Below are 20,493 nucleotides of genomic sequence, written 5' to 3'. Positions count from 1 at the left end.
CGTTCGATTAAAAACGCGTCACGATTTCCGAAAGGAACGGTCGCGGACGGTCTTCGCTCGGCTTGGTCGGCGTGCCGATATGGATGAAGCCGGCGAGCTTTTCGTCCGGCTTGAGGCCGAGGCCATCGAGCACGTCGCGATCGAACGAGAACCAGCCGGTCAGCCAGCAGGCGCCATAGCCGAGCGCGGTTGCGGCCGTGACGATGTTCATGGCGCTGGCGCCGGCGGACAATTCCTGCTCGAACGCCGGCACCTTCGGATGCGGCCTGGTGAAACTGACGATGCCGATCACCAGCGGCGCGTCGGTGAGGCGCTTGCGCTCGATCTCGACGTCGGCGGCGGGCGCACCGGGATTCTTCCGGGCGAACACCTTGGCAATCACCTCTCCGGCGCGCTGGCGGGCGTCGCCCTCGAAGATGATGAAGCGCCAGGGCGCGAGCTTGCCATGGTCGGGCACGCGGGCGCCGATGGTGAGGATGGTCTCGAGCTCGGCCGCCGAGGGGCCAGGCCCGGTCATTTCGCGCGGCTTGACCGAGCGGCGGGTCTTCAGGAGTTCGATGGCGTCGGGCACGGGGCGTCCTTATGGCTTTGTTCTCGCCGGGAGATAGGCCCGGCAGGGGACGAATGGAAGGGATTTTAGAGTGATTATGAGTTCGACAGCTGCGCCCGTCCAGAAGGTTATGGTCCCAAGATGGGACTATGCTAAGATGAGTTGAATGAGGATCATCGCGCTCAGCACGATCAAGGCTTTTCTAGATCGGGCCGGCGAGGCGGCCTCCGATGCGCGCGATCCCCTGATGGCCTGGTTTCGGCAGGTAAAGCAGGCCGATTGGGCGAAGCCCGCGGACGTCAAGAGAGATATCCGAACCGCCAGTATCCTCAGGGATGGCCGCGTCATGTTCAACGTCGCCGGCAACAAATATCGCGTGGTGGTCTGGATCAACTATCCATACCGCGTGGTCTATATCCGTTTTGTTGGAACACACCGGCAGTACGACGCAATCGATGCGCAAACCATTTAGAAGGTCGATGATGGAAATCGCGCCAATCAAGTCTAACCGAGACTATCGTCGCGTGCTCAAGGAGATCGAGACGTTGATGAGTGCGCGCCGGAACTCGCCTGAGGGCGATCGGCTTGACGTGCTTGTGACGCTCGTGGAGGCGTGGGAGCGGAAGCACTACCGACTGGACCTTCCGGACCCGGTCGAAGCCATCAAGTATCATATGGAACAGGGCGGTCTGCAGCCGAGGGACCTGATTCCCTTTATTGGCAGCCGCAACCGGGTCCACGAAGTGCTCAACCGGCGGCGCGAATTGACACTCAGCATGATCCGACGGCTGCATGAGGGCCTCGGCATTCCGGCCGAGTCCCTCATCAAAGTTGGGCAAGATAGAGCCGCTTGAACGCCGTCAGACCGCGCCCCGCGCCCGCTTGACGTCCGGCGGGGTCGCCTCGTCGACCAGGGCGGCGATCGCCTCCTCGGTCGTCAGCACCTTCTGGCCGTCGCTGCCGAGGCGGCGGACGGACACCGAATGCGTCTCGGCCTCCTTCTTGCCGACCACGAGCAGCGCCGGGATCTTGGCCAGCGAATGCTCGCGGACCTTGTAGTTGATTTTTTCGTTGCGCAGGTCGATCTCGACCCGAAGCCCGGCGCGCCGTGCCTGCTCCATCACCACCTTGGCGTATTCGTCGCCTTCCGAGGTGATGGTCGTGACCACCGCCTGCACCGGTGACAGCCAGAGCGGGAAGTTGCCGGCATAGTGCTCGATCAGGATGCCGATATAGCGCTCCATCGAGCCGCAGATCGCCCGGTGCACCATGACAGGCGGTTTCTTGCCGCCGTCATGGTCGATGTAGAACGCGCCGAACCGCTCCGGCAGGTTGAAGTCGACCTGCGTGGTGCCGCACTGCCAGTCGCGGCCGATGGCGTCGCGCAGCACATATTCGAACTTCGGCCCGTAGAAGGCGCCTTCGCCCGGGTTGATCTCGGTCTTGATGTGATTGTTCTGCGACTGGATCTCGCGCAAAACCGTTGCCATCACGCGTTCGGCGTGATCCCACATCTCGTCGGTGCCGACGCGCTTGTCCGGCCGCGTCGACAGCTTCACGGTGAGATCGCCGGTGAAGCCAAAGTCCGCATAGGTCGACAGGATGAGTTCGTTGATCTTCAGGCACTCTTCGGCGAGTTGGTCCTCGGTGCAGAAGATGTGCGCGTCGTCCTGGGTGAAGCCGCGCACGCGCATCAGGCCGTGCATGGCGCCGGAGGGCTCATAGCGATGCACCACGCCGAACTCGGCGAGGCGCAAGGGCAGGTCGCGGTAGCTCTTCAGGCCGTGCTTGAAGATCTGCACGTGACCCGGGCAGTTCATCGGCTTGAGCGCAAACCAGCGCTTGTCCTCGGCCTCGTCGCCGGCCGACTGCGCCGCGAACATGTTCTCGCGATACCAGCCCCAATGGCCCGAGGTCTCCCACAGCACCTTGTCGAGGATCTGCGGCGCGTTGACCTCGCTGTAATCGCCGGTCAGGCGCCGGCGCATATAGGCGATCAGCTGCTGGAAGATGGTCCAGCCCTTCGGGTGCCAGAACACGACGCCCGGACCTTCCTCCTGGAAGTGGAAGAGGTCGAGCTCGCGCCCGAGCTTGCGATGGTCGCGCTTTTCGGCCTCCTCGATCTGCTTCAGGTAGGCGTCGAGGTCCTCCTGCTTGGCGAAGGCCGTGCCGTAGATGCGGGTCAGCATCGGATTGTTGCTGTCGCCGCGCCAATAGGCGCCGGCCACCTTCATCAGCTTGAAGGCGTTACCGACCTTGCCGGTCGAGGTCATGTGCGGGCCGCGGCACAGGTCGAACCAGTCGCCCTGGTAGTAGATCTTGATCGGCTCGGTGCCGGGAATGGCGTCGACCAGCTCGACCTTGAAGGCCTCGCCCTTGTCGCGGAACACCTGCTTGGTCTTCTCGCGATCCCAGACTTCCTTGGTGAAAGGTTTGTCGCGCGCGATGATCTCGCGCATCTTCTTCTCGATCGCGGCAAAGTCTTCCGGCGTGAACGGCTCGTTGCGGAAGAAGTCGTAATAGAAGCCGTTCTCGATCACGGGACCGATGGTGACCTGCGTGCCCGGCCACAGCGTCTGCACGGCCTCAGCGAGCACGTGGGCGCAATCGTGGCGGATCAGTTCGAGCGCGCGCGGATCGTCGCGGCTGATCAGCTCGAGCTTGGCGTCGGCCTCGATGGGATCGTTGAGGTCGGCGACCACGCCGTCGAGCGCCATCGCGACCGTGCGCTTGGCCAGCGACGGCGAGATGCCCTTGGCGATATCGAGGCCGGTGATGCTCTGGTCGTATTGGCGCTGGGCGCCGTCCGGGAAGGTGAGGGTAACTTTGGCGGCGGGGGTCACGGGCTTCAGATTGCTGAGGGAATATTGGAAGCCGGATTCGGACTTCGGCTGGTCCTTGGACTGGTCGGTCATTGCTTTTCTCCTGAGGCTCACTCCTGCGAACGAGCGCAGGTAAGCGGGAACGAGCGATATATCAGGCGATTCGGCCTGCGCAATCCGGCAATTCCAAGAAAATCGGCGCATAAAACGGGCGTGCGCACGAACTATTTCGCACCGGCCCTTTAACTGGCCCGGCGGCTGCTCTACATGCACTTGCATGGAAAATGCACGCGCCCCGCGTTTCGCGCCAACCGCCTTGATGCTCGGCAATCTCGTCACCGGCTGCTCGGTGCTGGCGCCGGCGGGCATGCTGCCGGAGTTGGCGACGGGGCTCGACGTCAGCATTCATGCAGCCGGGCTCCTCATCACCTTCGCCGCGATCACGCTGTGCATCGGCTCGCCGCTGACGGCCTGGCTGACGAGCCGCATCGAACGGCGGACGCTGCTCACGACGACGCTGGCGGTGCTCGCCTTCGGCAATCTCGCCTCGGCCTTTGCACCCGATTACACCAGCCTCCTCGCCATCCGTCTCGTGATGCTCGCGGTCGGTGCGCTCTACACGCCGCAGGCCGCCGGCACGGCGGCGTTGATCGTGCCGGTGGAGCGGCGGGGCAGCACCATCGCCTATATCTTCCTCGGCTGGTCGCTGGCTGCCGCCGTCGGCCTTCCGCTGATCACCTTCATTGCCAGCCGCTACGGCTGGCGCGCGGCCTATGGCGAGATCGGCGTGCTCGGTTGCATCAGCTTCCTGTTGCTGCTGCTGCGGCTTCCAGCAGGCCTGAAGGGCGCGCCGGTGGATTTGAAGACCTGGCGCGAGGTCGGCCGCAACAGGACGGTTCTGCTGCTGCTGGCGATCACCATGCTGCAGATGTCGGGGCAGTTCGTGGTGTTCACCTTCATGGGCCCGCTGCTCAAGAAGCTCACCGGCGCCGGTCCCGATGCGATCGGCATGGTGTTCGCGCTTTACGGCGTCTGCGGCTTCCTCGGCGTCGTCATCGCCACCCGCATCGTCGACACCTCGGGACCGTATCGGACCTCGCTGCTGTTCACCTGCCTGCTGCTCGCGGGCATCACGGGCTGGGCGCTCGGCGCGGGCACGCTTGCCTTCATGACGGTCGGGGTCGCGATCTGGGGCCTCGGCTTTGCCTCGACCAATTCGATGCAGCAGGTGCGGCTGGTCGCGGCCGCGCCGCCGCTGGCATCGGCAACCGTCGCGCTCAATACGTCCGTTCTCTATATCGGCCAGGCGGTCGGCTCCGCCGTCGGCGGGCTGCTGTTCGCCCGCGAACTCCTGCATGCGCTCGGCTTCGTCGCGGTCGGTTTCGTCGTGCTGGCGCTGATCCTGGTGGTCCTGACCCGGCCCCGGCCTGCGGCTGCAACGGCCTGAATCCCGCGGCTTCGTGTACGCAATGTGCTTGGCAAACCGCGCGCGGGAGCGCTAGAACGCCGGTCATGGGGACCAAAGAGAGTTGACTGAAATGAGGATGATTCTGGCGGTTGCCGCGGTGCTCTATTCAGCCTCCGCGTTTGCGCAAGCCGACAAGCCACCGATGGTGGGGGACAAGCCCTTGGTGCAGGTCAAGCCCAAAGGGACCAAAGAGGCGGCGGCCAAGCCGGCCGCAGCGCCGAAGGGCAAGCCGCAGTCGATCGCGGCCAGGCTCCAGGCCTGCCTCGAGCTCGACGACGGCACCAAGGACCGCCTCAACTGCTACGACGCGGTGATCGCGCCAGCGCCGAAGCCGAAGCCGGCGAAGGCCAAGGGCTACGCCGATTGCCGCTTCTTCAAGGAAGAGGACGAGCGGCTGGCCTGCTTCAACGGCTTTGCCGAGAGCATTCCGAAGCTGCCCAAGAGCTAATACTTACAAGAGCTAATCTCGAATGAGCTGATGCTCAGTCGCTGATCCGGCTCAGCACGGCCCGGAAGGCAACGCCCGGCGCCTGCAGCGCGTTGCCTTCGAATTCCGCGTTGTCGCCGTCCTCCCGGCCGGCGAGCGCCAGCGTGATCCGGTCGGTGCCGAACAGAGCCTTGAAGGAGGGGTCGTCGTTGTAGCGCTGGGTCGATATCTTGACCTTGATGCTGTCGCCTTCGCCCGTATAGGTGCCGATGAAGGCGAAAGCGGAATTGCCGCCGCGCATCTTGCCATCCATCACGTAGACGACGCCGCAGCCCGTTCCATGAACGGTGTGGAAGTCGACCTTGTACAATCCCTGACGCACTGCCTGTCCCCGCGAAATTCCAATCACAAACTGGCCGGCAAAGTATGAGCCTTGCTGGCGGAAGCAATCCGGTGGCTTCCGGGGATTTCGACCATCAACATTACATTTTGATCAGAGCCTGAGGGAATTGCAGGCAATGCAGCCGGACACCGGCTGCACCAATATCCAAACCTATCGGCTCGATGCGGCGGAACTGGTGGCCGCCACGCGGGTCAGCGCCAGCGCCGGCGTCGCCGACATCTTCACCAGCACGTCCTTGAGTGGATCCCGCGTCCAGGCGCGGGTGACGTAGTCGCGATGGGTGATGCCGTCGCCGGTCTCCACGAACACCACGCTGCCGGGACGCAAGGGGCCGTCCATGTCCTCGGCGACACTGATGCCCTTCTGCCGGAGCATGCTCATCAGCTCGCGGTCGCGCCGCGCGGTGTGGCGGGTGTAGGCGCTGACGAAGAAGCCGGAACGGTGGCTCTCGATCCAGGACGCGAACTTGTCCATTTCGCCATAGACGGCGTCGAGCAGCACGACGCCGCGGACGCGGTCGCTGATGCCGCCGACCTCCAGGCTCCAGGCCGTCGGCAGGAAGCCGCCGCTATAGCCGACGATCACGATCGGCATGTTGGCGAAGGCGCGGGCGCTGTTGGGATCGCCGGTGACGCGGGCGAGGTGGTCGGCCGATTCCGCCATGAAGCGCTTGAAGCCGCCCGGTTGCCAGAACTTGCCGGCGCTGGAATCGGCGGCATCGACCGCCATCTGTGGGGCAAGCAGCACGGCATTGGCGCCGGAATCGGTGACCTGCTTCGGCACCAGCTGGCGTTCACGCACGTCGCGTTCGAGCGTCGCGCCATTGCCATGGAAGAACACCACGATCACGCCCGGCTTGCGGCCGTCGAAATGCTCGGGCACGTGCATCAGCACGCGGCTGTCATTGTAGGTCTCGTCCTGCCAGAACACGCGACCGGAATAGCTGCGATGGCCGCGGCGGTCGCCCTTGGCGATGTTGAGGAACGGCGCGTCGGAGGCGGGGTTGTTGCCGAAATAGGGAAAGGCCGACGATTTCATGCTGACGAGCGTCGTCAGGTCGTCGCGGGGCGAACGCTTGTAGGGGACCTGCGGCTCGAGCGAAGCGACCCTGTAGGGAGCCTGCTCCGGCGACGGTTGCTGCACGGCGCGCTTCGGCGAGAAGTCCGACATCTGCCGCTGCAGAAAACTCTCGCTCGCCGAGGGAAAGCGCTCCCCGAATTGCGGAGCCGGGAAGCGATCCTCGAACGTGTCGCCGCTCGCGACTTGCTGATTTGTCTTCGCAACGACCTGAACATTGGCCTGCGAGTTCGCGGCGAGCGCCGCCGGATTGGGCGCCTTGCCGCATTGAACCAGTGTCAGGGAGAGCGGCACCAAGGCTGAGATCAGGCCGATCCGGAGCGCATGACCGCGCGCACCGGACGTCGTCCGGTCGGCACGCATGTCAGCTCTCAATTTCGGAACGGCCCCGACCATCCACCCATGACCCCAAAGTCACGTCCATCGGCATCTCAAGACAATTGCGCCGCTGGCGTTTAGGTGACGTTAAGTGTCCGGAGAAACTTCCCCACATCCGGAACGCTCAAAAGGACCATGCAATCGTGTCCTGATTGTGGGGAGGAGGAACGGGATTTCCCGGGGCGGGCGCCGCTTTATCGCTCGGGGGCGGAATAAGCGGTGCTCGATTACCCGCTTCCGTCGCCTCATTTAGCCCTTGTTAACCCTGCTTGAATTGACTGGGCCAACCTGCACGATGCGCCCATGAGGCACGACGCCTGAGGTTAAGGACCCCGATGACGGCATCAAATGCGGGAACCGCGCCCTGGACTGGCCGGCTGACCGGAAGCGGGACCGGGGTCTCAGTTCTGGTCGCAACCGCCATCGTCGTGGCCGACATGATCGGGGTCGGCGTCTTCACCAGCCTCGGCTTCCAGGTCAAGGACATCCCGTCCGGCTTCTCGATCCTGCTGCTGTGGACCGTCGGCGGCATCGTCGCGCTGTGCGGCGTGTTCGCCTATAGCGAGCTCGGGGCGATGTTTCCGCGCTCGAGCGGGGAGTACAATTTCCTCGGTCGCGCCTATCATCCCGCCTTCGGCTTTCTCGCCGGCTGGGTGTCGGCGACGGTGGGCTTTGCCGCGCCCGTTGCGCTCGCCGCGATGGCGTTCGGCGAATACGCCAAATCTGTCGTGCCCGATCTGCCCCCGATCCCGCTCGCCATCGCCGTGGTGTGGCTGGTCTCGCTCGTGCAACTGACCGGCGTCAGGCACTCCTCGACCTTCCAGCTGATCGCGACGATCATCAAGGTCGCGCTGATCGTCGCCTTCCTGGTCGCCGGCTTCGTCATCGCTGCCCCGCAGCCGATCACGTTCGCGCCGCAGCCGGGCGATCTCGCCCACATCGTCAGCGCGCCGTTTGCGATCGGGCTCGTCTTCGTGATGTATTCGTTCTCGGGCTGGAACGCCGCGACCTACATCATCGGCGAGATGAACATGCCGCAGCGGAATCTGCCGCGCGCGCTGCTGGCGGGGACGCTGATCGTGCTCGTGCTGTACGTCGCGCTGAACGCGGTGTTTCTCCATTCGACGCCGGTCGGTGCGCTTGCCGGTCAGCTCGATGTCGCCAGCGTCGCCGGTAGCGCCATCTTCGGCAGCCTCGGTGGTCGGATCGTCGGCGCGATGATCTGCGTTGGCCTGATCTCCTCGATCAGCGCCATGATGTGGATCGGCCCGCGCGTGATGATGACGATGGGGGAGGACATTCCCGCCTTGCGCGTGTTCTCGAAGCGATCGGCGAGCGGCGCGCCGGCCTATGCGATCCTGTTCCAGCTCGCCGTCGCCAATCTGCTGCTGTTCACGCGCAGCTTCGAGGCGGTGCTCGACTTCATCCAGTTCGCACTGTTGTTCTGCTCGTTCTTCACGGTCGCCGGCGTCATCAAGCTGCGCATCACCGATCCCGATCTGCCGCGACCCTATCGCGCCTGGGGATACCCGTTCACGCCGCTGGTTTTCCTGCTCGTGACCGCGTTCATGATGTACTACCTGCTGACCGAGCGGCCGCTGCAGTCGCTCGCGGGGATGCTCGTCATGCTCTCGGGCCTGTTGATTTATGCTGTTTTCCGCAGGCGGCCGGTCGCCGCTGACAATTCACACGATCGCGCATAGACATGTTTCGTCCCCTCAGAATTGCGGCCACAGCTCTTGCCCTGCTGGCTGCGGCCGTCTCGTCCGCGCACGCCGCCGAGGTGAGCTTCGATGACACCGCGCGCTTCCTCGCGGGCATGCAGCCTTCGGCGGACTCGCCGCTGGTGCCGCTCACGAAGGATCCGGGCTGGCAGCGCCATGCAAAATTCTTCGACGGCGCCTTCGCCCAGCTCGAACAGCGCCAGCTCTCCAAGATTCGCGATTGGGCCGACGTCAATCTCGCCGCGCCCCGGCCGACCATGTTCTACATGTTCAGCGGCCCCGATTTCCTCTACGCCAACGCTTTCCATTCCAAGGCCAGCACCTACGTGCTCGGCGCGCTGGAGCCGGTCGGCGCCGTGCCCGATTTGACGCGGCTGCCGCGCGGCGCGGTCGGCGCGGCGCTCTACAATGTCGAGCGCTCGCTCGGCTCGATCCTGAGCTTTTCCTTCTTCATCACCAAGCAGATGAAGGTCGACCTGCACGCCAACCAGGTCAACGGCACCTTGCCGATCCTCTATGTCTTCCTCGCGCGCTCCGGCAAGACCATCCGCAACGTCGAGATGATCGCGCTCGACGACAAGGGGGGCTTGCATGTCGGCGACGACAATCCGGGGCGCAACGCGACGCGCGGCGTTCGCATCACCTTCGCCGGCAGCGATGGCGAGGCGCGCACGCTGTATTATTTCTCGACCGACCTCTCCAATGCCGGCGCGCGCAACACCGGATTCCTGAAATTCTGCGAGACGCTCGGGCCCGGCAACAGCCTGCTCAAGAGTGCGTCCTATCTCATGCACTCCGGAAACTTCACCGTCGTTCGCGACTGGCTGCTCGCCAACAGCGCCACCATCATCCAGGACGATTCCGGTATTCCGCTTGCGAACTACGGCGCGCGGCAATGGCGATTCTTCCCGTTCGGCCGCTATCTCGGGCCGATCGACGAATTCCCCGGCCGCTACCAGGAGCGCTATTCCGAGTTGTTCACGCGGGCCCAGCCGATCGATTTCGGCGTCGGCTACCGCTGGCGAATGCACGAGTCCAATTTGCTGCTGGCGGTGAGGGTGCCGGGTACCGAAACGGCGCCGGGCGGGGAGGCCACCTCGTCGGCCGATCCGACGCCGAAGCCGCCGCGTCCGAAACGGCTGCGGCCGCCCGAGCCGATCCCGCCGCCGCCCGGGCGCTTTTACTGGTTCCGCTAATTACCAGTGCACGCTCTGGCTTGGCACGATGAACGCCGTCGTGCTCGGCGCGGTGGCTAAGCTCGTCGCCAGATACCAGCCGGAGCCAAGCACGAGCGCGAGCAAGGCGACGATCGCGAGCAGATCCAGGGTTCTGGGGTCGTGGTGCCGCCTGGAGCCGGGGGTGGGCCCAGGCCTGAAGTGAGAAAGCCTGAAGTGAAAAGGCCTGAAGTGAAGATGAGGGCTGATTTTCCAGCGCATTGTTGTTTCCTCCCGGGGGAGCATCGAAACAACGCGGGAAGAAAGCTTGCGGTTCCCCTCAGGCCACCGATGCGCAAAGCATCACAGCAATCTCAGGATGCATTGACGCCGCGCCAGCGGCCGTAGCGCCATGGCAGATACCAGTGCGCGCCTGGCGGTGCCGTGAGCGGTACATTGTCGATGCCCGACGTGCCGAACGGATTGCAGCGCAGCAGGCGCGCAAGCGTCATCCAGCCGCCGGCCCAGAGCCCGAACCGTTCGATCGCCTCGTCGCCATAGACGGAGCAAGTCGGCAGATGCCGGCAATTGTAACCGACCAGGGGCGACAGCGTGTGCCGGTAAAGCCAAATCAACGCACGGCCGAATCTGCGCGGGAGCCGAAACGCCCCTTCGACGGAACTGGAACAATGCCCGCAGGCTGAATGCTTCATGTGCGATGTGCTGCGAGGTTAGGCGAGGTGTTGCACGGTTCCGGCGCAGGGAACTGTAAGCTGTTGTTTGCGCGCCATATTTTGCGTGCTTTTTGGGAGCAGTGCAGCAAGTACCTGTGGACGATCTGTATTCCCACGGATACCATTTTTGTGACGTCCATGTGTAGAAACATACGCCTGTATGATGGACTCAGAGGGCGCTACCAAGGATTGTTAGGGACCTTAGGGGCTTGGGGAAGGAACCAGATTGAGACTTCTGAACTCCCTTAATCTTCGCGGCTGGTTGCTGGTGGGAACCGCCGTCTGTGGAGTCGTGCTGGCTGGCGCCGTCGCGACACTCGGGTCATCGGCCCGCGCGGGTGTTGCTCTCGAAGAGCGCAAGCTGCCGATGAAGTTCAACTGGATTGCCTGCGAGCCGAACTGCCGCGGCTGGGTCAGCGCGGTCGGCATCATCACCGCTGACACACCGAAGGATTTCGAGGAGTTTTCCCGCGGACGGCAGCTCGGCGGCGCCACCGTGGTGCTCGATTCCAGCGGCGGTTCCGTCAACGACGCGATCACCCTCGGCCGACGCTTCCGCAATCTCGGACTCCTGACCACGGTCGGCGTAAGTCTCCGCGGCGGGCAGTCCGCACGCCCGGCGGTTGCGCCAGAGGCCTATTGCGAATCCATGTGTGTGTTCCTGCTGCTGGCCGGCAAGAAGCGCTACGTGCCCGAAGCTGCCCATGTCCGCGTCCACCAGATCTGGATGGGCGACCGCGCCGACGATGCCAAGGCAGCGAGCTACAGCGCGCAGGACCTGATGATCGTGGAACGCGACATCGGCCGGCTTGCCAAATACACCTTCGACATGGGCGGAGCCGGTGACCTGCTGTCGCTCGCGCTCAGCGTGCCGCCCTGGGAAGACCTGCATGAGCTGGACGCCGGCGAACTGAAGCTCACCAATCTCGTGACGACCGACCTCGTCGCCGACGTGCTGCCGCATGTGGACATCTCTGCGCCGGCAATGGCGGAGCTTGCGCCGAAGACTCAGGCAAGGTTCGGCGCGGAACCGGAGCAGTCGCAGCCTGCCAAGTCGACCAAGACGGCCGAAGCCTTGGTGCCGACCGGTGGCGTGGCCGCGCCGGCTCCGGCGACGCAGAAGTAAGCTCTGAAATCTTGATAGTGATTCCGGGTTCGTCGCTTTGCGACGCCCCGTGTCGTTCCGGGGAGTTCAGCCCTGCGCCGCAGCCGGCTGCTTGGCCTTGGCTTCGATCTGGCCAATGGCGTCGACCACCGCATCGAAGGTCAGGAGCGTCGAGGCGTGCCGCGCCTTGTAGTCGCGGACCGGCTCGAGGAACTTGATCTCCTCCCATTTGCCTTCAGGAGGCGCACCGTTCTCCTTCAGCATCTTGCGAACAGTTTCGCGTAACTCACGGAGTTCGCTCGCAGTCGAGCCGACGATGCGACTTGCCATGATGGATGAGGAGGCTTGTCCGAGCGCGCAGGCCTTCACGTCATGGGCGAAGTCGGTGACCCTGTCGCCCTCCATCTTGAGATCGATCTTCACGGTCGAGCCGCACAGTTTGGAGTGGGCGGTGGCGGAGGCATCGGGGTCCGGCAGCCGTCCGAGGCGCGGAATATTCCCGGCCAACTCGATGATCCGCTTGTTGTAGATGTCGTTCAGCATGTGATGGAGTCCAGCACTTCCGCATCGGATCGGCCTTGGCGGGCGCCGTCCACGGTCCTATATAGGGTCGGAACTGGCGGAAAAACAGTCCAGCGGCGGTGGCGATAGGCCATGCGGCCGACGGGAGAGATGAGGACCATTTCGCCGGGTTCAACTTGTTCTCTTCAGGCGTCCGGCGGCATGCCGCCCCGTCTGCCGGTGACACTCCGGCCGCAAGGCCGTCGAACGGAGTAGACATGGACGCGACCATCAAATCCATCCGCCCCAACATGCCCTCCGACCGGCAGCCCGAGAGCCGACCGGCCGAGCTTGATCCCGCCGAATTCCTCGCGGCCGCCGTCCGCGCCGATCAGCCGCGCCCGGCGCGCGCCGAGGCCGAACAGGCGGTGAAGACGCTGCTCGCCTATATCGGCGAGAACACCGAGCGCGAGGGCCTGCTCGACACGCCGCGCCGCGTGGTCGAGGCTTTCGACGAGCTCTATCAGGGCTATCACCAATGCCCGGCCGAGGTGCTCGACCGCACCTTTGGCGAGACCGCGGGCTATGACGATTTCGTCCTGGTGCGCGACATCGAGTTCACCTCGCAATGCGAGCATCACATGATGCCGTTCTACGGCAGGGCGCACATCGCCTATACGCCGGTGGAACGCGTCGTCGGCCTGTCCAAGCTCGCCCGCCTCACCGACATCTTCGCCCGCAGGCTCCAGACCCAGGAGCATCTGACGGCGCAGATCGCGGCTGCGATCGACGAGGTCCTCAAGCCGCGCGGCGTCGCGGTGCTGATCGAGGCCGAGCATACCTGCATGTCGGTGCGCGGCGTCGCCAAGCATGGCGCCTCCACCTTCACCAGCCGCTTCACCGGCATGTTCTGCGACAACCCTGCGGAGCAGGCCCGTTTCCTGTCCCTGGTGCGAGGCCTGCAGCGCTGACCTCGCAAGTTAACGGCGAGGGTCGCTATGTCCGCTCACTCCCATGAGATCGAGGAAGGGTTGTCCTTCCTCCCGCGCTTCGACGCGAGCGGCCTCGTGACCTGCGTCGCGACCGACGTCGCCACCGGTGATGTGCTCATGGTCGCGCACATGAACGAGGAGGCGCTGCGCAAGACGATCGCGACCGGCGAGGCCTGGTACTTCAGCCGCTCACGCAATGCCTTGTGGCGAAAAGGTGAGACCTCGGGTCAGACCCAGCGCGTGATCGAGATGCGGACCGATTGCGACCAGGACGCGGTCTGGATCCGTGTCGAGCAGATCGGCGCGGCCTGCCACACCGGGCGGCGATCCTGCTTCTATCGCAAGGTCGAGGCCGAAGGCGGCGGGGCGAAGCTGGTCTTCGCCGATGCGGAGCGGCTGTTCGACCCGAACGCGGTCTACAAGAAGTAGCTCGCTGTCATTCCGGGGCGCGCGCAGCGCGAGCCCGGAATCCATCGCAAGGCATCACGCGCGGCTCAATGGATTCCGGGCTCGCACCTGCGGTGCGCCCCGGAATGACGGGGCGGGCGGGGAGAGCCCATTTAACCCCGCATTAACCATACCTGTCCCACGGTGAGACGACAGGCGCCGAATTGCCGGCGCTGCTCAACGCCGCGCGGGGCGGGCACTTCATCATGTCGGTCGACAATTCCAGTGCCACGCAGACGGCGGTTCTCGATCCGTCGCGGGCGCGCGTCGCCGGTGCGATCAAGCAGGCCTCGAATGTCTCCGGCGTCAGCTTCCAGTACATGCTGACCACCGCCAAGATGGAATCGGATTTCGATCCGACGGCGGGTGCAACGACGTCATCCGCGCACGGGCTCTACCAGTTCATCGACCAGACCTGGCTCGGCACGGTGAAGGAGGCGGGCCCCCAGCTCGGCTATGGCAATTATGCCAACGCGATCTCCAGGACCACGTCGGGCGGCTACGCCGTCGACGATCCCGCGATGAAGCGGTCGATCATGAAGCTGCGCGACGATCCCGAGGCCGCCTCCAGCATGGCGGCAGCGCTGACGCAGTCGAACAGTTTCAAGTTGACGGGCCTGCTCGGGCGCAGGCCGAGCGACAGCGAACTCTACATGGCGCATTTCATGGGCGTCGGCGGGGCCGCGAAACTGATTGCCAATGCCGAGGACAATCCGCAAGCGGTCGGTGCGCGGCTGTTTCCCAATGCGGCATCCGCCAACCGTTCGATTTTTTATGCCAGGGACGGCCGCGCCCGCAGCGTCTCCGAAGTCTATTCGGTGCTGGACTCGCGCTATGCCAGCGCGGCCAATTCGAAAACGACCCGCAGCGCGATGGCGATGTATGGCGGCACGCCGTCGACCACGGAGGTTGCGAGCGCGAGCGGCGTGCAGCCGACCGCACCTGTCATCGACAACGCCGCCTATCTCCAGACCTTCCCGAACACACGCGCGGTGACGCCCGTCAGTGCGACATCGCCGACGACGGTCGCGGACAATGCCCCGACCACGCCGGTGTTTCGTTCGATCTATCAGCCCGGCGATGCCACGCAGCCGGTTTCGACCACGGTGCAGAAGCTGTGGGGCAACAACGCCTCGCTCACGTCAGTCGCATCCGCGACGCCGGATGTGCGGCCGCCGCAGCCGCTCGATCTGTTCAGCGATCGCAGCGGCACGTTCTCGAGCTAATCGAGGTCTCGTGTCCCGGACGCGCCGCAGCGTGAAACGCTGCTGCGCAGAGCCGGGACCCATGCCGCAGCAAATCTTCCTGTCGGAAATGGCCCCCGGCTCAGCTCGCATCACTTCGTGCTGCGCTGCGTCCGGGGCACGCACGCCAAGCGCCTTTGTTCCCTTAACAAAACGTCAATAAAACCAGCCAGTTATGGTGAACGCTTTGTTAAGCGTCGTGGTTTATTTTGTGTTGCAGGTGACGAGCCGTCACCAATTTCGTTTGTTGTGTAAGCCGGAAGCAGCATGATTGTTCGGCAGTTCATCAATTGGATCAGGACGGCGCCCGCCGGCGAGCGGGCCGAGGCCACACGGGCGTTGGCCCGGGCCTGGCTGATCTCAGACCTTTCGACAGACGACCGCATCGCCGCCGAAGGCGCGCTTCTGATGCAGCTCGACGATCCCTCGCCGCTGGTGCGGCAGGCGATGGCCGAGGCCTTTGCGCGCAGCACGGATGCGCCGGCCTCGATCGTGCGGGCGCTGTCGGCGGACCAGCCGACCGTCGCGCTGCCCGTGCTCGAACATTCCCCGCTGCTGATCGACGCCGATCTCGTCGACCTCGTCGCGACCGGCAATCACGAGGTGCAATGCGCGGTCGCACGCCGCATCGCGCTGCCGGTCTCGGTCTGCGCCGCCATCGCCGAAGTCGGCTGCGCGGCGGCCGCGCTGGAGCTGATCGAAAATCCCAACGCCGAGCTTGCGCCGTTCTCCTGGGATCGCATCGTCGAGCGCCACGGCCATCTCGCCGCGATCCGCGAGGCGATGCTGGTGCTGGACGATCTGCCGTCCGCAACCCGCGCCGCGCTGGTCGCGAAACTCTCCGAGACGCTGGCGCAGTTCGTCGTGGCGCGGAACTGGCTCAGCGCCGACCGCGCCGAACGCATCGCGCTCGAGGCGCGCGACCGCTCCACCATGAATATCGCATCGCGCTCGCGCGGCGAGGATATGCAGGGCCTGGTGCGACACCTGCGCATCACCGGCCAGCTCACGGCGGGTCTCATCTTGCGCGCGCTGTTGTCGAGCAATCTCGACCTCTTCGACGCGGCGCTGGCCGAGCTTGCCGACCTGCCGCTGGCGCGCGTCACCGCGCTGCTGCACGACCGCGGCGGCAACAGCCTGCACGCGCTGCTGCGCCGCGCCGGGCTTCCCGAGGCGACGTTCGCGGCGTTCCAGGTCGCGCTCGATGCCTGCCACGAGCAGGGCTTCGTCGACAGCGACGACGGCGCGGTGCGGCTGCGCCGGCGCATGGTCGAGCGCGTGCTCACCCATTGCGAGACCGACCGCGGCGTCACCGAGCCGCTGATGGTCCTGCTGCGCCGCTTCGCCACCGAATCCGCGCGGGAGGAGGCAAGGCTGTTCTGCGACGAGCTGGTCGCGGACGATGCGATCGATCCGCTGTATGGCGATCTGATCGCCGCGTAGCGAGCTGCCGTAGGGTGGGTTAGCCCTGCGGCTGCGCGAAGCGCAGCTCGCAGGCGTAACCCACCTCTTTGCTTTCCACGCAAATAGAGAAGTGGTGGTTTACGCTACGCTAACCCACCCTACGATTCTGATCGTGGTGATAGAGCCGAGCCCTTACTCCGTCGGCGCGATGCTCGGTGCCAGGATCACCTCGAGATGCTCGGGGCGGTCGCGATTGACATGGGCGAGATAGTCGTCGGCGACCTTGCGCAGGCGGCGGCTGAGCTCGGCGGAGACGCTGATGCTGTCGAGCCTGGTGTTCTCGTGCACGATGGCGAGGATGGCGTTGATGTGGTGCGTGAACAGTTCGGCCGGCACCTTTTCCAGATCAGGCGCGTGCTCGATGACGCGGCACAGGCTCTCGGCGATTCCGGCCGCGGCCGGATAGCCGAAGGTCGCGGCGTCGCCCTTGATGTCGTGCGCGGCGCGGAACAGCTCGTCGCGCCGCTCCTTGGTGAAGCCGTCATTGCGGATGGCGACATAGGCGGCCGACAGACGATTGACCTCGGTCGTCATCCAGTCCTTGAACTCGCCGGACAGGCCCGCCAGCGCCTGCTCGGCGCGGCCGATCGGATCGTCCATGTCCTTGTCTTCGACCCGGCGCAGAACTTTCCGCAGCGGGTTGGGCTGCGTGATGAGTTGATGCGTGGCGAAGGCCGTGACCTCGATGTCCTTTGCGCTGTTCTTCGCCATGATGCCTGCCTCGTCTGAAGACGTTGCGCTAGATGGATGAGCGGGCCTTGTCGAGCAGCGAGGGCTGCTGGAGCACCTCGTGCTTTTCGCCGACGCGGCGCTCGGGGCCCATATAGGCGGAATTGGTGTTGCGGCGCCGGTCCGGCCCGAAATAGGTCTTGGTCTTGATGAAGGGGCGGGGATTGGCGACCACGTTGAGGATGCGCTGATAGAGCCCCTTGGCCGAGATCGGCTTGGCCAGGAATTCGGTGACGCCGGCATCGCGCGCCACGGTGACGCGGCGCTTCTCGGAATGGCCGGTCAGCATGATGATCGGCGCGTAGGGGTTGCCCTTGGACTCCGGCTGCCGGATCATCTGCGCGAGCTCGAGCCCGTCGAAGATTGGCATGGCCCAGTCGGTGATGACGATATCGGGCACGTAATGGCTGTACATTTCGAGCGCGGTGGCGCCGTCCTCGGCTTCATAGACCTCGCGCGCGCCGAACGAATGCAGCAGCGTGCGCAGGATGCGGCGCATGTGCGGATTGTCGTCACAGACGAGGAAGCGCAGCTTGTTGAAGTCGATACGGAACATGACGCCCGGGCCAAAGCGGTCAACCTTCGTTAACCATATCGTGGCGAGGGTTAACGAAGGGTTGCGACCGGGCTCCCGCAGCGCGCGGGGGGCGGGGGCTCAGTAGCCGAACTGCTCGCGCAAAATGCGTTCTTCCAGGCTGTGGCCGGGGTCGAACAGCATGCGCATCGAGATGCTCTTGTCGGACAGGACCTCGACGCGCCGGACCCTGCGGACCTCTTCATGGTCGGCGACGGCCGCGACCGGACGCTTGTCGTCCTCCAGCACCTCGATCACGACATAGGCGGTGTTGGGCAGCAGCGCCCCGCGCCAGCGGCGCGGGCGAAAGGCGCTGATCGGGGTCAGTGCCAGAAGGGCGGCGTTGATCGGCAGGATCGGTCCCTGCGCCGACAGATTGTAGGCCGTCGAGCCGGCCGGCGTCGCCACGATGATGCCGTCGGCGATCAGCTCGGGCATGCGCTCGCGCTCGTCGATCAGGATCCGCAGGCGCGCCGCCTGCGAGGTCTGCCGGAACAGGTAGACCTCGTTGATGGCGTGGTGCAGGTGGACGCGGTCGTTGACGTCGGTTGCACGCATCAGGAGCGGATTGATCTCGGATTCATGAGCCGTTTCGAGCCGCGCGCGCAGATCGTGCGTCGCGTATTCGTTCATCAGGAAGCCGACGGTGCCGCGATGCATGCCGTAGATCGGCTTTCCCGTGCGCATGTTCTGGTGCAGCGTCTGGAGCATCAGCCCGTCGCCCCCCAGCGCAACCACGACGTCGGCCTCCCTGGGGTCGCAATTGCCATAGTCCCTGGTGAGCTGGCTGAAGGCGGCCTGCGCCTCGCTGCTCGGGCTGGCGACGAAGGCGATGCGGTCGTATCGCTGGGGCTTGGTCATGGCTTGTCGGGCAGGCCGCTTGCTGGAGGAAGTTCCGCCGGGCTCGTCTATACGACCTGGGGCTCCATTGTCGAGGATGACCGCCTCTCAAGGCAAACGGGCGATTGTCGATCCAGAGAACAAAACGGGTTGATTTGAGCCAGCCCGCGCGCCTTACTTGCCCATCGGACCGGTGATCCCGCAAAGCGTCGCAATTCCGCGCTAGTTCGATGCGCGCCGGCTGTGACAGCCGGGCAGGGAGAACGATCATGTTCACGATCTTGCCGACGCTGCGACGAACCGGGCTCGCGCTGGCCGTGTCCGCGGCCGCGCTCGCGAGTGTCGCGCGCGCGGATGATCCGCCGCAGCCGCGCTCCGAGGCGGCATCGCCGGCGGCACAGAAGGGTGGGCGCGCCGCCAATCCGCAAAGCGCGACGCAGGCCTCGCCGTCCGCGGCCGAGCCGCACCGTCTCCCCCCGGATTCCACCACGAAGCAGAAGCTGGATCTGCCCGGCCGCACCCTCAATTTCGCCGCGACCGCCGGCTCCATCCGGGTGTTCGACGGCAAGGGCGAGCCGCTGGCCGACATCGCCTATACGTCCTACCAGCTCGACGGCGCCGACCGTGCCACGCGCCCGGTCACGTTCCTGTTCAATGGCGGGCCCGGCGCGTCCTCGGCGTGGCTCCAGTTCGGCGCGGCCGGTCCATGGCGGCTGCCGCTCGACGGCGAAGGGCTGTCGCCGTCAGCCTCGCCCGAGGTGAAGCCGAACGCGGAGACCTGGCTCGATTTCACCGATCTCGTCTTCATCGATCCCGTCAGCACGGGCTACAGCCGCTTCATTGCAAGCGGCGAGGACGCACGAAAATCGTTCTACTCCGTCGACGGCGACGTCAACGCGATCGCGCTGGTGATCCGCCGCTGGCTCGAGAAGCACGACCGGCTGACCTCGCCGAAATACGTCGCGGGCGAGAGCTATGGCGGCATTCGTGGGCCGAAGGTGGTGCGCCAGTTGCAGCTCCAGCACGGCGTCGGCGTCAAGGGCCTGATCCTGGTGTCGCCGCTGTTGGATTTCCGCGAGTTCACCGGCACCAGCCTCCTGCAATATGTCGCGACCTTGCCGAGCTATGTGGCGGTGGCGCGCGAGGCCAAAGGGCCGGTCAAGCGCGCCGATCTCGCAGACGTCGAGGCCTACGCGCGCGGCGAATTCCTGGCCGACCTCGTCAAGGGCGAGGCGGACAAGGAGGCCACCAATCGTCTTGCCGACAAGGTCGCCGCGCTCACCGGCATCGACCAGGCGGTGAGCCGCCGGCTCGCCGGCCGCTTCGACGTCGGTGAGTTCCGCCGCGAATTCGACCGCAAGAACGGCAAGGTGACGGGACGTTACGATGCCTCGGTGCGCGGCTTCGATCCCTATCCGGATTCGAGCAGCTCGCGGTTCGGCGACCCCTCGGGCGACGCGCTCCAGGCGCCGCTGACGAGCGCCGCGGTCGACGTGCTCTCGCGCAAGCTCAACTGGCGGCCCGACGGCTCCTATGAAGTCCTGAACGGCACCGTGGAAGGTCACTGGGATTTCGGCCGTGGCATCAACCCGCCGCAATCGGTGTCCGAGCTGCGCCAGATCCTCGCCACTGATGCCAAGCTGAACGTGCTGGTCGCGCACGGCCTGTTCGACCTTGCCACGCCCTATTTCGGAACGAAGCGGGTGCTCGATCAGATGCCGGCCTTCGCAACGCAGCGCGTGAAGTTCGTCGTCTACCCCGGCGGCCACATGTTCTATTCGCAAGGAGGCTCGCGGCAGGCGTTTCGCAGCGAGGTCGAGGCGCTGATCAGGGAGTAGAGCATGATCCGGAAAAGTGTAT

Annotated in this window: 22 protein-coding genes; 12 read left to right on the top strand and 10 right to left on the bottom strand. The window is 65.0% G+C overall.

What is annotated here, in order from left to right:
* Positions 1-7: 7 nt before the first annotated feature.
* Entirely contained in the window at positions 8-571 is a 564-nt protein-coding gene (locus XI03_RS30580) for a nitroreductase family protein (protein WP_038950529.1), read from the bottom strand.
* Positions 572-716: 145 nt separating this feature from the next.
* On the opposite strand from XI03_RS30580, the gene XI03_RS30575 reads away from it, so the two are divergent.
* Together XI03_RS30575 and XI03_RS30570 are read left to right on the top strand one after the other, a co-directional pair.
* Positions 717-1,022 (top strand): type II toxin-antitoxin system HigB family toxin, encoded by a 306-nt coding sequence (locus tag XI03_RS30575; RefSeq protein WP_271594187.1) that lies wholly within the window; start codon positions 717-719, stop codon positions 1,020-1,022.
* A 10-nt stretch (positions 1,023-1,032) separates the two neighbouring features.
* Positions 1,033-1,404 carry a helix-turn-helix domain-containing protein gene (locus XI03_RS30570; RefSeq protein ID WP_028141115.1) on the top strand — a complete coding sequence of 124 codons (372 nt, stop codon included), beginning with the start codon at positions 1,033-1,035 and terminating at the stop codon, positions 1,402-1,404.
* A gap of 6 nt (positions 1,405-1,410) precedes the next feature.
* Here XI03_RS30570 and thrS read toward each other — a convergent pair whose 3' ends face one another.
* Positions 1,411-3,465: a threonine--tRNA ligase gene (thrS, locus tag XI03_RS30565; protein ID WP_028141114.1), complete on the bottom strand. Its 2,055-nt coding sequence runs from the start codon at positions 3,463-3,465 to the stop codon at positions 1,411-1,413.
* Positions 3,466-3,649: 184 nt separating this feature from the next.
* On the opposite strand from thrS, the gene XI03_RS30560 reads away from it, so the two are divergent.
* Both XI03_RS30560 and XI03_RS30555 read left to right on the top strand, forming a co-directional pair.
* Entirely contained in the window at positions 3,650-4,819 is a 1,170-nt protein-coding gene (locus XI03_RS30560; RefSeq protein WP_271594186.1) for an MFS transporter, read from the top strand.
* Positions 4,820-4,910: 91 nt separating this feature from the next.
* Complete coding sequence (locus XI03_RS30555) at positions 4,911-5,288, top strand: hypothetical protein (RefSeq protein WP_028141112.1); 378 nt, start codon at positions 4,911-4,913, stop codon at positions 5,286-5,288.
* A gap of 34 nt (positions 5,289-5,322) precedes the next feature.
* Here XI03_RS30555 and XI03_RS30550 read toward each other — a convergent pair whose 3' ends face one another.
* Together XI03_RS30550 and XI03_RS30545 are read right to left on the bottom strand one after the other, a co-directional pair.
* Entirely contained in the window at positions 5,323-5,649 is a 327-nt protein-coding gene (locus XI03_RS30550) for a GrlR family regulatory protein (RefSeq protein ID WP_038950525.1), read from the bottom strand.
* A gap of 171 nt (positions 5,650-5,820) precedes the next feature.
* Positions 5,821-7,110: an alpha/beta hydrolase gene (locus XI03_RS30545; protein ID WP_271594185.1), complete on the bottom strand. Its 1,290-nt coding sequence runs from the start codon at positions 7,108-7,110 to the stop codon at positions 5,821-5,823.
* 350 nt (positions 7,111-7,460) lie between these two features.
* Here XI03_RS30545 and XI03_RS30540 point away from each other — a divergent pair, with 350 nt between their 5' ends.
* Together XI03_RS30540 and XI03_RS30535 are read left to right on the top strand one after the other, a co-directional pair.
* Positions 7,461-8,828, top strand: a complete 1,368-nt coding sequence (locus XI03_RS30540) for an APC family permease (RefSeq protein WP_271594184.1) — start codon at positions 7,461-7,463, stop codon at positions 8,826-8,828.
* Positions 8,829-8,830: 2 nt separating this feature from the next.
* Entirely contained in the window at positions 8,831-10,045 is a 1,215-nt protein-coding gene (locus tag XI03_RS30535) for a hypothetical protein (RefSeq protein WP_271594183.1), read from the top strand.
* On the opposite strand, the gene XI03_RS30530 is transcribed toward XI03_RS30535, so the two are convergent.
* Together XI03_RS30530 and yidD are read right to left on the bottom strand one after the other, a co-directional pair.
* Entirely contained in the window at positions 10,046-10,285 is a 240-nt protein-coding gene (locus XI03_RS30530; RefSeq protein ID WP_028141107.1) for a hypothetical protein, read from the bottom strand.
* Positions 10,286-10,377: 92 nt separating this feature from the next.
* Entirely contained in the window at positions 10,378-10,716 is a 339-nt protein-coding gene (gene yidD, locus XI03_RS30525) for a membrane protein insertion efficiency factor YidD (protein ID WP_028141106.1), read from the bottom strand.
* A gap of 247 nt (positions 10,717-10,963) precedes the next feature.
* Here yidD and XI03_RS30520 point away from each other — a divergent pair, with 247 nt between their 5' ends.
* The gene (locus XI03_RS30520; protein ID WP_028141105.1) at positions 10,964-11,863 is read left to right on the top strand and encodes a hypothetical protein; all 900 of its coding nucleotides are present in this window, start codon (positions 10,964-10,966) and stop codon (positions 11,861-11,863) included.
* Positions 11,864-11,929: 66 nt separating this feature from the next.
* Here XI03_RS30520 and XI03_RS30515 read toward each other — a convergent pair whose 3' ends face one another.
* On the bottom strand, positions 11,930-12,385 hold the full coding sequence (locus XI03_RS30515; protein ID WP_028141104.1) for an iron-sulfur cluster assembly scaffold protein: 456 nt from the start codon (positions 12,383-12,385) through the stop codon (positions 11,930-11,932).
* Between the two features lie 236 nt (positions 12,386-12,621).
* Here XI03_RS30515 and folE point away from each other — a divergent pair, with 236 nt between their 5' ends.
* The 4 genes from folE (at position 12,622) to XI03_RS30495 (ending at position 16,469) form a co-directional block, all read left to right on the top strand.
* On the top strand, positions 12,622-13,314 hold the full coding sequence (gene folE, locus XI03_RS30510; protein ID WP_271594182.1) for a GTP cyclohydrolase I FolE: 693 nt from the start codon (positions 12,622-12,624) through the stop codon (positions 13,312-13,314).
* 27 nt (positions 13,315-13,341) lie between these two features.
* On the top strand, positions 13,342-13,764 hold the full coding sequence (gene hisI, locus XI03_RS30505) for a phosphoribosyl-AMP cyclohydrolase (protein ID WP_028141102.1): 423 nt from the start codon (positions 13,342-13,344) through the stop codon (positions 13,762-13,764).
* A 182-nt stretch (positions 13,765-13,946) separates the two neighbouring features.
* Positions 13,947-15,008 (top strand): transglycosylase, encoded by a 1,062-nt coding sequence (locus XI03_RS30500; RefSeq protein WP_028141101.1) that lies wholly within the window; start codon positions 13,947-13,949, stop codon positions 15,006-15,008.
* A gap of 285 nt (positions 15,009-15,293) precedes the next feature.
* Positions 15,294-16,469 (top strand): DUF2336 domain-containing protein, encoded by a 1,176-nt coding sequence (locus XI03_RS30495; RefSeq protein ID WP_212475372.1) that lies wholly within the window; start codon positions 15,294-15,296, stop codon positions 16,467-16,469.
* A gap of 153 nt (positions 16,470-16,622) precedes the next feature.
* Here the strand turns inward: XI03_RS30495 and XI03_RS30490 are convergent, their stop codons facing one another.
* From XI03_RS30490 to XI03_RS30480, 3 genes are all read right to left on the bottom strand, one after another.
* On the bottom strand, positions 16,623-17,201 hold the full coding sequence (locus XI03_RS30490; protein ID WP_028141099.1) for an Hpt domain-containing protein: 579 nt from the start codon (positions 17,199-17,201) through the stop codon (positions 16,623-16,625).
* Between the two features lie 28 nt (positions 17,202-17,229).
* Entirely contained in the window at positions 17,230-17,775 is a 546-nt protein-coding gene (locus tag XI03_RS30485) for a response regulator (RefSeq protein WP_008549760.1), read from the bottom strand.
* A 99-nt stretch (positions 17,776-17,874) separates the two neighbouring features.
* Positions 17,875-18,654, bottom strand: coding sequence for an NAD kinase (locus tag XI03_RS30480; protein WP_271594181.1), 780 nt, complete (start codon positions 18,652-18,654; stop codon positions 17,875-17,877).
* Between the two features lie 248 nt (positions 18,655-18,902).
* Here XI03_RS30480 and XI03_RS30475 point away from each other — a divergent pair, with 248 nt between their 5' ends.
* Entirely contained in the window at positions 18,903-20,471 is a 1,569-nt protein-coding gene (locus XI03_RS30475; protein ID WP_271594180.1) for a S10 family peptidase, read from the top strand.
* The last annotated feature ends 22 nt before the right edge of the window (positions 20,472-20,493 follow it).

This window comes from Bradyrhizobium sp. CCBAU 65884, from assembly GCF_028128835.1.
In the GTDB taxonomy this organism is placed as follows: Bacteria; Pseudomonadota; Alphaproteobacteria; order Rhizobiales; family Xanthobacteraceae; genus Bradyrhizobium; species Bradyrhizobium ottawaense.
Note: the sequence above shows the minus strand (reverse complement) of the source record. Positions and strands in the feature narration are given on the sequence as shown.

Bases quoted from the DNA above. Each gene is read 5' to 3' on its own strand.
- XI03_RS30575 (WP_271594187.1), top strand. From the start codon at position 717: ATGAGGATCATCGCGCTCAGCACGATCAAGGCTTTTCTAGATCGGGCC.
- XI03_RS30570 (WP_028141115.1), top strand. From the start codon at position 1,033: ATGGAAATCGCGCCAATCAAGTCTAACCGAGACTATCGTCGCGTGCTC.
- thrS (WP_028141114.1), bottom strand. From the start codon at position 3,465: ATGACCGACCAGTCCAAGGACCAGCCGAAGTCCGAATCCGGCTTCCAA.
- XI03_RS30560 (WP_271594186.1), top strand. From the start codon at position 3,650: ATGGAAAATGCACGCGCCCCGCGTTTCGCGCCAACCGCCTTGATGCTC.
- XI03_RS30555 (WP_028141112.1), top strand. From the start codon at position 4,911: ATGAGGATGATTCTGGCGGTTGCCGCGGTGCTCTATTCAGCCTCCGCG.
- XI03_RS30545 (WP_271594185.1), bottom strand. From the start codon at position 7,110: ATGCGTGCCGACCGGACGACGTCCGGTGCGCGCGGTCATGCGCTCCGG.
- XI03_RS30540 (WP_271594184.1), top strand. From the start codon at position 7,461: ATGACGGCATCAAATGCGGGAACCGCGCCCTGGACTGGCCGGCTGACC.
- XI03_RS30535 (WP_271594183.1), top strand. From the start codon at position 8,831: ATGTTTCGTCCCCTCAGAATTGCGGCCACAGCTCTTGCCCTGCTGGCT.
- XI03_RS30530 (WP_028141107.1), bottom strand. From the start codon at position 10,285: ATGCGCTGGAAAATCAGCCCTCATCTTCACTTCAGGCCTTTTCACTTC.
- yidD (WP_028141106.1), bottom strand. From the start codon at position 10,716: ATGAAGCATTCAGCCTGCGGGCATTGTTCCAGTTCCGTCGAAGGGGCG.
- XI03_RS30515 (WP_028141104.1), bottom strand. From the start codon at position 12,385: ATGCTGAACGACATCTACAACAAGCGGATCATCGAGTTGGCCGGGAAT.
- folE (WP_271594182.1), top strand. From the start codon at position 12,622: ATGGACGCGACCATCAAATCCATCCGCCCCAACATGCCCTCCGACCGG.
- hisI (WP_028141102.1), top strand. From the start codon at position 13,342: ATGTCCGCTCACTCCCATGAGATCGAGGAAGGGTTGTCCTTCCTCCCG.
- XI03_RS30495 (WP_212475372.1), top strand. From the start codon at position 15,294: ATGATTGTTCGGCAGTTCATCAATTGGATCAGGACGGCGCCCGCCGGC.
- XI03_RS30490 (WP_028141099.1), bottom strand. From the start codon at position 17,201: ATGGCGAAGAACAGCGCAAAGGACATCGAGGTCACGGCCTTCGCCACG.
- XI03_RS30485 (WP_008549760.1), bottom strand. From the start codon at position 17,775: ATGTTCCGTATCGACTTCAACAAGCTGCGCTTCCTCGTCTGTGACGAC.
- XI03_RS30480 (WP_271594181.1), bottom strand. From the start codon at position 18,654: ATGACCAAGCCCCAGCGATACGACCGCATCGCCTTCGTCGCCAGCCCG.
- XI03_RS30475 (WP_271594180.1), top strand. From the start codon at position 18,903: ATGTTCACGATCTTGCCGACGCTGCGACGAACCGGGCTCGCGCTGGCC.